Annotated in this window: 11 protein-coding genes; 6 read left to right on the top strand and 5 right to left on the bottom strand. The window is 42.3% G+C overall.

From position 1 onward, the window contains the following. Positions 1 to 7: 7 nt before the first annotated feature. The 3 genes from QA601_02295 (at position 8) to QA601_02285 (ending at position 1,968) form a co-directional block, all read left to right on the top strand. Entirely contained in the window at positions 8 to 619 is a 612-nt protein-coding gene (locus tag QA601_02295) for a GDSL-type esterase/lipase family protein (GenBank protein ID MDG5813894.1), read from the top strand. 10 nt (positions 620 to 629) lie between these two features. Beyond that, complete coding sequence (locus QA601_02290) at positions 630 to 1,511, top strand: phosphatase PAP2 family protein (GenBank protein MDG5813893.1); 882 nt, start codon at positions 630 to 632, stop codon at positions 1,509 to 1,511. Between the two features lie 202 nt (positions 1,512 to 1,713). Then, a complete protein-coding gene (locus QA601_02285; protein MDG5813892.1) occupies positions 1,714 to 1,968 on the top strand; it encodes a DUF3820 family protein in 255 nt (84 codons plus the stop codon). Between the two features lie 215 nt (positions 1,969 to 2,183). Here the strand turns inward: QA601_02285 and QA601_02280 are convergent, their stop codons facing one another. Further along, entirely contained in the window at positions 2,184 to 2,384 is a 201-nt protein-coding gene (locus QA601_02280) for a hypothetical protein (protein MDG5813891.1), read from the bottom strand. Positions 2,385 to 2,466: 82 nt separating this feature from the next. Beyond that, on the bottom strand, positions 2,467 to 3,129 hold the full coding sequence (locus QA601_02275; protein ID MDG5813890.1) for an OmpA family protein: 663 nt from the start codon (positions 3,127 to 3,129) through the stop codon (positions 2,467 to 2,469). Positions 3,130 to 3,439: 310 nt separating this feature from the next. Here QA601_02275 and QA601_02270 point away from each other — a divergent pair, with 310 nt between their 5' ends. Further along, a complete protein-coding gene (locus QA601_02270) occupies positions 3,440 to 4,057 on the top strand; it encodes an HD domain-containing protein (protein MDG5813889.1) in 618 nt (205 codons plus the stop codon). 229 nt (positions 4,058 to 4,286) lie between these two features. Here QA601_02270 and QA601_02265 read toward each other — a convergent pair whose 3' ends face one another. Further along, positions 4,287 to 4,889 carry a hypothetical protein gene (locus QA601_02265; GenBank protein MDG5813888.1) on the bottom strand — a complete coding sequence of 201 codons (603 nt, stop codon included), beginning with the start codon at positions 4,887 to 4,889 and terminating at the stop codon, positions 4,287 to 4,289. Then, positions 4,886 to 5,707, bottom strand: coding sequence for a TIGR02147 family protein (locus tag QA601_02260; GenBank protein ID MDG5813887.1), 822 nt, complete (start codon positions 5,705 to 5,707; stop codon positions 4,886 to 4,888). The genes QA601_02265 and QA601_02260 overlap by 4 nt, the downstream gene beginning before the upstream one ends. 325 nt (positions 5,708 to 6,032) lie before the next feature. Here QA601_02260 and QA601_02255 point away from each other — a divergent pair, with 325 nt between their 5' ends. Beyond that, positions 6,033 to 6,971, top strand: coding sequence for a carboxypeptidase-like regulatory domain-containing protein (locus QA601_02255; GenBank protein ID MDG5813886.1), 939 nt, complete (start codon positions 6,033 to 6,035; stop codon positions 6,969 to 6,971). Between the two features lie 309 nt (positions 6,972 to 7,280). Continuing rightward, positions 7,281 to 12,431 carry a GLUG motif-containing protein gene (locus QA601_02250; protein MDG5813885.1) on the top strand — a complete coding sequence of 1,717 codons (5,151 nt, stop codon included), beginning with the start codon at positions 7,281 to 7,283 and terminating at the stop codon, positions 12,429 to 12,431. Between the two features lie 1,363 nt (positions 12,432 to 13,794). Here the strand turns inward: QA601_02250 and QA601_02245 are convergent. Then, positions 13,795 to 13,953 carry a hypothetical protein gene (locus QA601_02245; GenBank protein MDG5813884.1) on the bottom strand — a complete coding sequence of 53 codons (159 nt, stop codon included), beginning with the start codon at positions 13,951 to 13,953 and terminating at the stop codon, positions 13,795 to 13,797. Between the last annotated feature and the right edge of the window lie 192 nt (positions 13,954 to 14,145).

The raw sequence follows: 14,145 nt of genomic DNA, 5'->3' as shown, positions 1-14,145 counted from the left end.
ACAAAAAATGGAAAAAAATGAATCTCAGGCAGTTCGAATACCCTGGATACTATATACGCTTATTTATAAGAGATATGTAAGGCGATTGCAGAAAAAAACGATCAACCCCCAAGACATTGTATTTCTTGGTGATAGTTTAACACGCTCAGTTAACTGGCAACGTTTTTTCCCCAATGTCGCTGTTCACAATTTTGGTATATCAGGAGATACCAGTTTTGGAGTATTGGCCCGTCTTCATCAAGTGACCTCATCAGGACCTATGAAAATATTTCTGCTTATTGGGACGAATGAACTTTACACGTATAAGAACGCGACAAATAAAGAGGTGCTGAACAATACCGTAAAGATCATTGATGTCCTGAAAACAGCTTCACCTCCCACAAAGATTTATGTTCAAAGCATTATGCCAAGGCATAAAAAGTGGGGAGAAGAGATTGGTATTTTTAACCATGTTTTAAAACATACGGTATCCAATTACGGAGCAGAATATATTGATCTTTGGCCTGCTTTGGCAGATGATTCTGGTGGTCTTAAAAAAGAGTTCACTGTAGATTTTCTCCACCTTAATAACCGCGGTAAAAAGGCCTGGGTAAATCACATTACTGAGTTTGTTCTATAGATGTAAAATCATGAAAACGATATTTTTAACAGCTACCATCGTATTAACCCTGCTACAAGTTCCTTCTCCTGGAGAGCAAATCGCAGCGGACTCATGTGACTATCTTAATTATTACAGTAACCAAAAAGGTAATGGCACTGAAACAGACCGGTTAAACTATCCAGGAACAAAAACTGTTGCTGCATTGTCTTTTAAAAATTATATGTCGGGTTTTTTATCTATACCTGTTAGAGCGGGAAAAGAGATTGCTCCTACCGATTCAATCGGACTGGCAAGACTATCTGTAACGGTATTTGCGTCGGTTGCCTTACTATCTATGGATCAAACAATAAGGGATTTGGTGCGGGAACGATTCTATTCGGGAAGTAACAGAGTGTCACAATTTCTGTACAATGTTGGGAGAAAGGAGTATTTTTTTCCGGGTCTTGCGACCACTTATGGTCTTAGCTTAGCATTGCGAAACAGGTATTTTCATGATACTGTACTTTTGTCTTTTCAGTCCCTGTTGGTAACCCAGGCGGTAACTGAGCTTTTAAAAAGCAGTGTTAACAGAGTTCGGCCAAGAAGTAGTCCCGATAACCCGTTTTTACTGGAAAAGGGGAATCAATCATTTGTTTCTGGCCATGCATCCGGAGTGTGGTCAGTGATGACGGTAATTGCTGAACGATATCCCCGCTTAAAAGTTGGTGCCTACAGTTTGGCAACAGCGGTAGCTCTTGCCCGGGTATATGAAGATGCACATTGGATGTCCGACGTTATCCTTGGCTCTGCCCTTGGGTATGGGATCGGACGTATCACCGCGAATAGTAACCAACCGGGTGGAAACAGAGTAACCTTGTCTCCTTTTATAAGTCAGGAGGGTGGAGGTACTCTGATGAATATTCAGTTTTGATTGAAACAAAAACAGAACACTGTTTACAATCCAGGGCACTGTTATTAATAACAGCTATTACTACTATTGTTTTTTAAGACTGTAATACTTTAATCTAAATAATAACTTGTTACTCATACGATCTTAGATAAACTTTTTAAAGAAACCTATCGCATTCTTTTTATGTATTATAACCGATTCACCTCATTTAGGAACAGTGATTATGCAAACTCCCGACATTCCCTTCTCTGATCCCACCTACCTTCTAAAGCTTGCCCGTACAAGGATGCCTTTTGGCAAATACAAGGGGTTACTTCTTATAGATTTACCCGAACCATATGTGGTGTGGTTTAACCGTAAAGGATTTCCGGAGGGCACATTGGGGGAGATGCTCAGGGCAGTTTATGAAATAAAAGTAAACGGATTAGAATATCTTTTCGAACCACTTATAAGAGCCCGTACTAAGTCTAACCATTAGATTTTGGTGTATATCTTTTAATTACAGTATTCTATTAAACACTCAATAAAGAAATTACGAACACACATATCTCTGTTATCACCCTTCAGGAGATTTTTCAGAAGCATATGTTCATGCCCACCTCCATCCACATTTACGCTAGGCGTTTAACTCCCGACGGTAAGACAGTAATGTAATATCTCTCTTTTCCTATGATTGAAACCAAACAGTCCTGTTCAGTCTGCTAAACCACCATCGGTGATAGTCCAACCAAAATCATCTACAAGAGTATTTCGTGCATTTGCTGCTTCTGCAGAATACTTGCTGTTCCCGCCGTTGAATTCAACGCCTTCTTTAAGCTCTTGGGTTGCCCAGCCTTTGAGCAGAGTATCATAGTTTTCTACAGAAAGGGTTACTCCTTCAAACATCCACCTCATACTACCCACGTTAGTCAGCACAGATGAAAGCCAGACGTTGCTACGCCTGGCGATGATTCGGTGAGATGGAGGTAGCGTTCGTTTAAATCTGACCTCTTTCAGCTGCACGTTTCAATTTGTCGTTAGCGAAAATAGCTACCTCAACACGACGGTTTTGCTGACGACCAGCTGCGGTTCCGTTATCTGCAATCGGTTGGTCCTGGCCGAAACCTAAAGTGGTGACTCGTCTGCCCACTACACCTCTGGATTTGAGCTGACGAGCTACTGATGCGGCCCGATCCTCCGAAAGCCGCTGATTCAACTGAGCTGAACCGGTGGAGTCGGTGTGCCCTTCAACCAAAATATTGGTGTCCTCATACTTCTGAAGAATCAAAGCCAAATCATTTACATTGTTTCTGGCCTGAGGTTTAAGCGCATCTGAGCCGATGTCAAACAAAATTCCTGAATCAAAAGTAATCTTTATTCCTTCACCAATACGCTCCACTTTGGCACCATCAAGGTCCCGGCGCATCTCTTCAGCCTGCCTGTCCATATAATTGCCAATTGCAGCTCCCGCGGTTCCGCCAACGGCGGCGCCAATAATCGCGCCCGCAGCAGTATTTCCTGTTCTGTTGCCAATGGCACCACCTAACGCTCCGCCCAAACCAGCACCAATTACACCACCCCGGGCCATATTGCTCCAGCCGCAACTGATTGTAAAAGTGGCAATTAAAAGAACACCTGTTAAATAACGTATCTTTTTCATCCCTGTACTCCTCTTTAGTGGGGGCTTTGATAATTTAATTTTTATATACACTTATAGCTTTGAAAAAATCAATACAATTCAACTACACTTTGTTTGAGCCCAATTTTTATCAAATGGTTCAAAATGATGAATCTGTGGGAAATTTTCCTTTGATGCGGAGCTTAAACCTTACCCTCTGCTTTAAGGCGCCATAAAACTAAGCATTAGGGCTCTAGTAAGCCGGGGTGTATTTTAAGAGAAAAAACAGGGTTGCCGGGATAATTGTAAGCTGGATTTGTAATAAAATAAGTACCGTAATGAAAGGGATAACATGGCTACTTTAAAAGACGAGTCAGATGCGCAGAGATATCGTCGGTTTCAAAAACAGATCGGCTTTCTCATTGAGATTGATAAAGTGAAAAATGTATTCAGGAAAACGCGGCTGTTCCATGATAAACGGTATGAAAATGACGCTGAACATGGGTGGCATATGAGCATGATGGCCATAATCTTAAGCGAATACTCCAACGAAAAAATTGATCTGTCGCGGGTAATAAAAATGGCACTGATACACGATCTTGTGGAGCTTGATGCAGGAGATACCTATCTGTATGCTGAAAATCAGGATGAAAAGGTAGATAAAGAGCGAAAGTGTGCACAGAGGGTATTTGGAATGTTGCCTGATGATCAGCGGGATGAGTTTTTAAACTTATGGGAAGAGTTTGAGGCTAAAGAGACCAATGAAGCCAAATTCGCAGGGGCAATCGATCGATTAGGTCCGGTAATGCAAAACTATTTCGATGAAGGTCATGCCTGGAAAGAACACAATGTGCCCTCACACAAAGTAAAAGGTGTGAATAGTCAGATTGAGAAAGGTTCAGTGATGATCTGGGAGTATGTACAATCACTGATTGAGGAAGCGGTGAGGGAGGGGTATTTGAGAGAGTAGCTTAAGAGTTGTTCTTTTCAAAAACCTGGAAGGGTGGCACTTCACTTGTTGTAGTCCTAAGAAAGATAAAAATTAACCTTTAATCATTTACAGTAACCTTTTGCCTCTAAAACACTACTTCTGCAGCTCTGAAACGATCGGGCGTCACTCAACATTTCCGGGGCATTCCGTAATCCAATAGCACTGGTAAAAACGATGATTCATTACTGGCGCGTATTTTTCTGCCGATTTAAACTTCATCTTTTTGGTATCTAAACCGAACAGGCACCACATCAGAAGGTTCAACGGTTAGCTCCCGAAATTTAACGTCAGGGGGGATAAATTCATCCGGTAAATCGCTAAGAGCTTCGCCAACAAACAACGTGTCGTATTCTATACGGTAATTTCCAGGCGGTACATGCTCTATTCTGGTTAACTGGTTCGATTCTGCTATCGTATTGAACGGGGAGGAAGGTATAAACAGCTGATAAGTAAGATAGAAGCGCGATTCAACTATCACTTCGATCGCTCCCATCTCAAATAAATCAATATCCTGAAGCTTGTCACCTCTTTTTACCCCTGGTATAAAAGTCCCGATGTTTAAGGCAGTATCTCTAATAAACAGGTTATACTGTCCAGCTTCTAAATGCAGGAAAAACTCACCGTTGCGATCAGTAAGGGCAGTAGTTACAGAAAAATCACTGGTATCGGTTTCTATTCTATAGGCTTCCACCATAGCGCCTTCCATACCCATAGAGATGTTTCCGTTTACTATTTCACTGCCACTGCCTCCCGAATGGCAGCTGAACAGTAGCGTAATAGATGTGATTAGAAGGGCAACATACAATTTCACTGGTCATTGTCCTTTTCGAAGAGAGGAAACAGGGCAAGGTTACACTGCACAACCCGATCTGGTTTTGTTTCAGTACTTGCAACAGAAAGTATCTCTGCCCGAAGTTTTTCAACCTTTTTTCTTACCTTTTCAAAGCTCTTCTCAGACAGTGTAACGGTCAGAAATGATACATCTCTTTTTTCTGGCTCAAAACGTTCAAGTGACTCCCTGCCCAGATCAAGAAACTGATACCGTAAACTTTTAATTGTATCTGATTTCCACTTTTCACCTGATGTAATGAATGGATCAGAAGGGTAAAAATAACCGGATTGGTCTTGAGCAATAAACCCCTCAGTTGTAAGAATCTTTACTGCTTCTTTGGCCTGGTCGATAGTAATTGGTGGTATCAAACCGGTGGCAAGCGCACTATAATCTCCTGAAAAGGGAATAATATTCAGTGCTGATCTTATTGCAGAATAGTACCACTTCTCATAAAATCGGGTATTGGCCACTTTTACAGTATGATTACGGAGACTGATCATCTCTTCATAAGCGATCTGTTTTTCCTTAGAAGTTATTGCATGGTTAAAACAGAGCATCTGGAAAAAGTAATCTGATTCTTTTTGATTCAATCGCAGCCATTTCACAATTTTCTCCGCTATCTCAAATGTGAGGCGTCGTTTACCCTGCATAACTAAAAGCATGTGCCCGGGAGCCTTAAGACCAAGTTTTAGGGCTAAAAGTCTGTGAGAGAACTTAGGGTTAAGATCTTTTTTATGATTAAAGACGCTTGTAAGGTACTCTCTGTAATCTGTGTAGTTAAAAATAGTGGGTATCATTTTCTACCTGAGATATTTACATAGTATATTTATCGCAATATATATAAAATACGCGTTTAGCTCAAGAGTTGATGTTATATTCTCCCAGTTTTAAATTACAATATGACTAATTACAACTCTTTGATGGTTTGAGTGGGTAAGCAGTTTTTAGAGTTTATTACTACTTACTACCGAGGAGATATTCCCTTAATTTAGAGGAAAGATAGTAAGTAGTCAAAAAAAACACCAATTGTAGTGAGCAAAATAGTAATTTAAAAAAAGAGCTTAAATCATTGAAAGATCACATCTAAAACTAACTCATCACCATGACTGAAGGAGCCCCATTATGAAATCTTTAGCTCTGCTTTTGATCTTATTTCTTAACTTCCAGCTTATTCACTCCCAAACAGTTATTTCAGGAACAGTTCTTAACCGGAGAGGACACCCGGTTGAGGGAAGCATAGTACACCTTGATTCAGAGCAATTATCGGATACTACTGATGCTTCCGGGAGTTTTGTGATTACATTAGACCCTGTCAGTACTTCAAGAGTGATCTCCTCTTCAAGAGAACAGGTATCTTTTCAGGAAGGTCAGCTGATTATCAACAGCTTGCATTCACAACAAGGAAAAGTTTCTCTGTATGATCTGCGTGGAAGAATGCTAAAGGTGCTTCATGAAGGAATGATGGAGACGGGAACTCACACTATTCCGCTTCCCAGGGAATACAAAAACAGAAGTATAGTAGCCGATGTTACTATTGGCTCTGCACAGAGAACGTTTTTTTTAAACGGGCAATGGTCCAATAAAACAGGAGCTACTGTAAGCAAAAAGTCATTACAATGGAACGCAGAGGCGGCAGTTCACACATTACGAATTACTCATGAACTCTATGATGATAAGGTGGTAACAGTTCAGCAACCGTATGATTCTGTCACAGTGCACCTGTTTTCAAAGCTTGTAATTGATGAAGATAATGCGATACTTATTGGAGATACGTTGAAAAACAGTAGAGACGGGCTTGCGCTGTCGCTGGATTCCATTATAGATGAAAGATGTCCCTGTGATGACCCCTGTATCGGTATAGAGAACGCCTATATTTACCTCTCTTTACGTTCAAAGGAAACTTCTGAGCAACTGGTATTGGAAACGTTTAATAAAAGAACGGTAAGCGCATTAGGGTATATAGTTTCTCTGAATGAATTGGAGCCTGATTGCCAATCTGATAGCGCCAGATACATCATGAACTTTACGATTTCTCCGGAGCAGAGCATTCTTTTGGATTGAGATGTGGTAAAAACAGAATAATTCCCGGTTTTCTGAAAAAACTCAACAAAAAAGCGCGGCAAAACACTGAAGATGCACAGAGGTTACTAAACAGTACACTGTTTAGTGACCCCATAAAGTTAAAAAAAATATTGCCTGATTGTAAGATAGTAGTATATATTATCATACTATAAACAAAAACATTCCTGTCTGTTATAAATATAAGCTTCACTCTGGTGCCTGATTGTAAGGCGAAAAAAAAATAGTTGCAACCAACAGTCTGATAGTTCAAATAGTATAAACTCGCATTTTACAGAAATGAGGGAGAATATGTTCAGGTTAAAGACTTTTCTCTGTGTATTGTGTCCTGCGCTACTGGTACTACTGTTTGCTCAGGAGGTAAATAGTGATGATCTGTTTTCTGATGAAACCACGAATCTATCCCTTTTCGCGGGAGGGGCTGGTACAGAAAGTGACCCTTTCCAGATCACCAATTGGTTTGAATTAGACAGAATTCGTCATAATCCTGGTCAAAGCTTTATTCTGATGAATGATTTGGATTCAACCACTAACGGATATGATGACTTGGTAGGGCGCGATAACGGGTGGCTGCCTTTAGGAACAAATGACACTGCTTTTACGGGTAGTTTTGACGGTAGGGGTTACGCTATTAGAGATCTTAGAATAACCCTTTCTGAAAGTGGGGCAGGTCTATTTGGGATTGTGGAAAATGGGGTTATAAGAAATGTAGGTTTAGAGGATGTAGATATTAATGGTCAGGCAACTGTTGGAGGTTTGATAGGATCTGCTCATCCGGCTACTATAGAAAACACCTATACTACCGGATCAGTAAACGGAATATCGGGTGTTGGAGGGTTAGTGGGAGTCAGTATCGGGGCAACAATCAGAAACAGTTACAGCGGAAGTGCGGTTACTGGAACGGGTTCAACTATTGGTGGTTTGGTAGGTATTAGTGCTAATGGATCTACTATTAAGGATGGTAGTTACAGCACAGGTGAGGTTACCGGTAGCCGACACGTTGGAGGTTTGGTAGGGACTAACATAGAAACCATAATTGAAAACAGTCATAGTCACAGTAACGTAACAGCTGAGCGTGTTTTTGGTGGCTTAATAGGCTACAATTTTAGCGGCTCAATTAGGAATTGTTACAGTTACGGTGATGTTAATGGAATTGAGGATAGTGACTCTACTACAGGTGTTGCTGGTGGACTGATAGGTAGTAACATTTCATCAGATGTTATAGAATGCTATAGTATAAGTAAAGTCAAAGCCGATAGCATTGTAGGTGGCCTGGTGGGACAAAATGCAACTCAATCCAATATTGTAAATAGTTATAGCAGTAATAACACTGTTACTGGTTACACTGTTGTTGGTGGTTTGGTTGGAATCAATAGAGACTCTAACATCGAAGAATCCTATAGTGAAAATGAGGTTACAGCAGATAGTATTGTTGGTGGTCTGGTGGGGGAAAATGATTATAGTTCCAATGTCAATAATTCAAGCAACAGCTCTGTTATTGGTTCTGTTAGTGTTGGTGGTTTGGTGGGAGCTGCACATTTTGGGACTACTTTAGAAAATAGCTTTGCTACAGGAGAAGTAAGCGGAGATTCGGTCATTGGAGGCTTGGTGGGAGTTGTACACCATGGGGTTACTATAGAAAACAGCTATACTACCGGAGAAGTAAACGGTGGTGCGCGTGTTGGGGGATTGGTGGGATTTGCACACCATTATGCTACTATAGAAAACAGCTATACTACCGGAACAGTAAAGGGGACATCGTCTGTTGGAGGGTTAGTGGGAGTTAGTAGCGGGACAACAATCATAAACAGTTACAGTGAGAGTGCGGTTTCTGGGGACAGTACAGATATCGGTGGTTTGGTAGGTTTTAGTGAAAATGGATCAACTATTAAGGATAGTAGTTTCAGCACAGGTGAGGTTAACGGTAGTCGAAACGTTGGAGGTTTGGTAGGTAACAACTTGCAATCCACCATTGAAAACAGTTATAGCCATAGTATAGTAACAGCTGAGAGTGTTTTTGGTGGTTTGGTAGGCCTCAATCAGAGCAGTTCAACAATTAGAAATTGTTACAGCACCGGTGAGGTGAATGGAATTGAGGATAGTGACTCTACCACGACCGTCGCTGGTGGACTGGTAGGTCGAAATGATACCTCAGATATTATAGAATGCTATAGTGAAAGTAACGTTACAGCCGATAATATTGTAGGTGGTCTGGTGGGGGAAAATGCAATTCAATCCAATATTGTAAATAGTTTTAGCAGCAGCTCTGTTATTGGTTCTACTAGTGTCGGTGGTTTGGTGGGAGTAGCACTTGAGGCTTCTGTGATAGAAAACTCCTATGCAACAGGAGAAGTAAGCGGAGAATTGGACATTGGAGGCTTGGTGGGAGTTGCACACCATGGTGCTACTATAGAAAACAGCTATACTACCGGAACAGTAAACGGAATATCGTATGTTGGGGGGTTAGTGGGAGTCAGTATCGGGACAACAATTAGAACCAGTTACAGCGAAAGTGCGGTTTCTGGAACCGGTGAAGATATTGGTGGTTTGGTAGGTTTTAGTGGAAATGGATCAACTATTGAGGATAGTAGTTACAGCACTGGTGAGGTTACCGGCAGTCAACACGTTGGAGGTTTGGTAGGTAACAATGTGTCATCCACCATAGTAAACAGTCATAGCCGTAGTGCTGTTACAGCTCAGACTGTTTTTGGTGGATTGGTAGGCCTCAACCAGAACAGTTCAACAATTAGTAAATGTTACAGCACCGGTAGGGTGGTTGGAATTAGGGATGGTCGTTCTTTCTCAACCGTTGCTGGTGGACTGGTAGGTGAAAATAACGGCTCAGTTATTGAAGAGTCCTATAGCGAAAATGAGATTTCAGCCGATAGTGTTGTTGGTGGTTTGGTAGGAAGAAACAACAGCTCCGCCACAATAAAAAGGTCCTACAGTGAAAGTGAAATCATAGCCAATGCTACTGTTGGTGGTTTGGTGGGAATAAATAACAGTTCTACGTTAGAAGAGTGCTATAGTGTTGGAACTATAACAGGACAGTATGTTGTTGGGGGTCTGGTAGGAGCAAGTAATGGTGGTTCAAGGATCAAAAAAAGCTTTAGCAATGTAAGTGTAGAAATACATGAAGAAGGAAATACTGTAGGTGGTTTGGTGGGAATAAATAATACAAATTCAATTGTTCAAAACTGTTACAGTAAAGGTGATATTGAGGGACAAGATATCGTTGGCGGATTAGTAGGACTAAACCGCGGTTCGGTAGAAAACAGTTACAGCAGGGGAAGCGTTAGAGGTACTAATAACATTGGTGGTTTGATTGGCCAAATTGGCGAAGATGGAAGTGTTGAAAACTCATTTTGGGATACCGAAACCTCAGAATTAGACACATCGGCGGCAGGTGAAGGCAAAACCAGTGAACAGATGAAAATCGCTTCTACCTTTCTGGATGCAGGCTGGGATTTTATGGGTGAAACAGATAATGGCAATGATGAAATTTGGGGAATAAACACCATCGATAACTGTGAGTATCCATTTTTAAAATGGCAGGGATACAAACTGGAGCAGACAATTACCTTCATCGAGCCGTTACCAGATACAGTTACCTATGGAGACGCCCCCTTTCCTATAGAGGTAGAAACGTCTTCAGGAGGAACAGTTACATTCGCCAGTTCAGAAGAATCGGTCGCAACAGTTTCAGAAGAAGGAGAGATAACTATTGTAAGTGTAGGTGAAGCTACCTTGACAGTTTCTGTGGATAGTGATGAAACGTATTATCCGGCTCAGGTCTCTGCAGACCTAATCGTCCTGGAAAAACCAGTTACAATTACTATTAATGAAGTAGAAGATAAAGAGTACGACGGTACAGACGAGGCAACTATTAAGACTTTTACAATCGATGGGGTTCTTGATGATGATCATGTTGTGATTGATACTGGCAGGGGAGCATTTGAATGCAAGAATGCCGGTACTGACAAAACAGTGACTTTTTCAGAATTTTCATTAAGCGGTGATGATGCCGGCAATTACAGGCTTGAGGCACAACCCGAACCGGTAACAGCAAATATCACTGAAAAAGAGGTTACCATTGTAAGTGTTACTGTCGAGGATAAAGAGTATGACGGCACTCATGAGGCAATTATTATAAGTGGAATAGTTGATGAAGTAATTTCTGGAGATGATGTTTCAGTAGCGCAGACAACAGGAGTTTTTGAAGATAAAAATGTCGGTGATGACAAGCCTGTTACTGGCTTTGACCTCTCACTTACAGGTCATGATGCAGGTAACTATCGTATCGGTTCATCTCCAAGTACTGTTACCGGTAATATCGTTGCAAGAGAGATTACTGTTGTCGGTATCGCTGCTGATAGCAGAGTGTATGATGGCACTGTGGATTTGACACTTACCTGGGATTCGTTAGGAAATGTTGTCTTTGAAGATGATGTCGCGATAGAAGCAATAGATGGATCCTTTGCTGATAAAAATGCCGAAGAAAATAAGATAGTTGTTATCAGCAGCATTACATTAACGGGAGACGATGCTATCAATTATGCCTATGAACTCCCTGATACGATACTAAGTACAATTTCTAAAAGACCCATTAACGTAACCAGTGTTACTATCGCAGACAAGGCGTATGATGGCACAACAGATGCAACAATTGATGGTGTTACCTACGAAGATGGATTTTTAATTTTAGGGGACACTTTGTCTCTATCACCGGGAATTGCATCGTTTGAGGATAAGAATGCAGGGTCTGATATCAATGTAACTCTTTCTGAATTTTTACTTACGGGTGCGGATGCAAATAACTATTTCATTGAACTACCCTCAGTAATAACCGGTAATATAACCAAAAAAAGGCTTACAGTAACCGCTGAAGATACATCGAAGTATATAAATACTGACGATCCGAGCTTCACACTTATGTTTGAAGGCTTCATATCTGGTGAAAATAAGTCTGCACTAATAGATTACGGAGCTGAGCGGGAAGAGGGAGAAGCTGCAGGAACGTATGAAATAGTTCCATTTGCGGAGGCGCAAAACTATAGAATTATTCCTGTAAACGGAGTATTCACTATACACAAACCTACATCGGTAACCAGATTTAATAGTGATAGCTCACCTGATGACTTCGGTGGGATAATGATATATAACAACCCCGTTGCGCTTTATTCCGGAAGAGCTCAGTTTATAATCAATGCTCCGGCAGCCGCTGACTTTGCGGTGGTAATCTATGATGCTTTAGGTAATGTTATCCACAAAGCAGATGTTAAAACTGACAGAGAAGGTAGAACCGCTCCTGTCATGTGGAATCTTACCAATAGAAGAGGGGCTCAGGTTTCACCGGGATCTTACCTTATTCAAGCACAGGGGTATGATCGCCGTACAGGAGAGGTTTATCGTTACAGAGCAATGCTGGGAGTCGCGCGATAGTCTTTGTTAAATAGCCATGAGCTATGAGCGTTGAGCTGTGAGCAGGAATAGGAATAGGAAAAGGGAAAGAGAATGGGAAAGATGTTTATTCCCTAATCATTGGTGGAGGTTCAAGACAGGGGTAATACAAATTTGTGTTGCCTATGTCTTGACTGTTATAATAATTAGTTATCGGTCATTAGTATTATGGTATTGCCTTTGGCCTCATAAAACTCTTTCTATTCACATCCCAAATTTTTACCTCTGTTTTTTCGATGACATCAACGAAGTTGACGCACTTTCAGCGCTCGGATTTCTTTTGGGCATCAACACCCGGGGCTGCGCCAGAAGACTGGCTTACCCCGGGCTATTATATCCCGCGCTTTCAGCGCTTAAGATTTGCCAAGCCCAGAGAGCAGAATTCATAAACATCCCCTCCCGTAGAAGATTATACAAGAGAGCGTAGAGAACCTGCCACTATGTCACAATGCCACAATGCCGATGCAGAACCCCTGCCTTCCTCCCTGGCTTATAGTCCATGGGTCCCCCAAACGGGGCTTTTCACGCTTTCACCATTGACCCCCGGCTTTCCTCCGCAGTAGCTACTGCTACGGAGGCTAGGGGGGGGGTGACCCAACCAGCCAGGGTAGGAAACCCTTCGCTGGTAGAGGGAAAACCTTTCAGGTTATTATAGGGACAATACCATGTTATCTTCTAAGGCAGAAAGGTTTTGGTTTATTTACCAACACCAACGCCTGGAAACGTCGATATGATACCCCAAAGGGGTTTTCTATATTAGCCCCAGGTTTCCTACCTGGGGCGGAGATCTACCTGGGGCGGAGATCTGCCTGGGGCGGAGATCTGCCTGGGGCGGAGATCTGCCTGGGGCGGAGATCTGCCTGGGGCGGAGATCTGCCTGGGGCGGAGATCTGCCTGGGGCGGAGATCTGCCTGGGGCGGAGATCTGGTATTTTCTAAGGCACAATGTTTTTGGGACACCTGACCAGTCGCAACGAATTATATAAGGACCCGTCGATTTGCTCCGCGATATAGGCAAGTTTGCCTGTACCGTCTTCGCTAATGACCCCCGGAAGAGAGATTACCGCCCCTCGAGACACTATTTCTGATGGTTTAGCTAAATTTATAGTAGAAAGAGGTTATAAGAAATAGTACAGGAGAGCATTTTAAGCACATCTGAGATGGGCGGACCTATTAAGGACAGTGTCCCCGAGAGTTCCGCCCATGGGCGGACTTGTTAAGGACAGTGTCCGCGAGGGTTCCGCCCATGGGCGGACTTGTTAAGGACAGTGTCCTCAAGGGTTCCGCCCATGGGCGGACTTGTTCGGGACACTGTCCTCAAGGGTTCCGCCCATCTCAGATGCCCATTATTTGCCATCAGTGACCGTACCCGGGCTGGCAGCAATGTTTACCGGACCATGAAAAACCCTGAAATCGGCACCTGAAGGGTCTGCCGAGAGCATCTGTACCCAAAAATAGGTATCTGATTGGTTTGCGAAGTCATCTGAAATAGTTAAATGAAACACACATGTTAATAACCTCACTCTAACGGCCAGAGACCACAAGCCCTCAGAAGAAGAGATGGACCTGTTCCTAAGCAGTATGAACTCCTATGCCGGCGTAATGAAACACTACCGCACCTACCGGTTCAGACGGAAGATGATCAGTGGCTGCATAAGTGGCTGGTGGTGGAACCATTTCTATGTAAGAGGTGGCTA

This window comes from Chitinispirillales bacterium ANBcel5 (assembly GCA_029688955.1).
Taxonomy (GTDB): Bacteria; Fibrobacterota; Chitinivibrionia; order Chitinivibrionales; family Chitinispirillaceae; genus Cellulosispirillum; species Cellulosispirillum alkaliphilum.
This window is presented reverse-complemented; position numbering and strand designations above follow the sequence as displayed.

Bases quoted from the DNA above. Each gene is read 5' to 3' on its own strand.
- QA601_02255 (MDG5813886.1), top strand. From the start codon at position 6,033: ATGAAATCTTTAGCTCTGCTTTTGATCTTATTTCTTAACTTCCAGCTT.
- QA601_02285 (MDG5813892.1), top strand. From the start codon at position 1,714: ATGCAAACTCCCGACATTCCCTTCTCTGATCCCACCTACCTTCTAAAG.
- QA601_02295 (MDG5813894.1), top strand. From the start codon at position 8: ATGGAAAAAAATGAATCTCAGGCAGTTCGAATACCCTGGATACTATAT.
- QA601_02275 (MDG5813890.1), bottom strand. From the start codon at position 3,129: ATGAAAAAGATACGTTATTTAACAGGTGTTCTTTTAATTGCCACTTTT.
- QA601_02260 (MDG5813887.1), bottom strand. From the start codon at position 5,707: ATGATACCCACTATTTTTAACTACACAGATTACAGAGAGTACCTTACA.
- QA601_02280 (MDG5813891.1), bottom strand. From the start codon at position 2,384: ATGAGGTGGATGTTTGAAGGAGTAACCCTTTCTGTAGAAAACTATGAT.
- QA601_02290 (MDG5813893.1), top strand. From the start codon at position 630: ATGAAAACGATATTTTTAACAGCTACCATCGTATTAACCCTGCTACAA.
- QA601_02270 (MDG5813889.1), top strand. From the start codon at position 3,440: ATGGCTACTTTAAAAGACGAGTCAGATGCGCAGAGATATCGTCGGTTT.
- QA601_02250 (MDG5813885.1), top strand. From the start codon at position 7,281: ATGTTCAGGTTAAAGACTTTTCTCTGTGTATTGTGTCCTGCGCTACTG.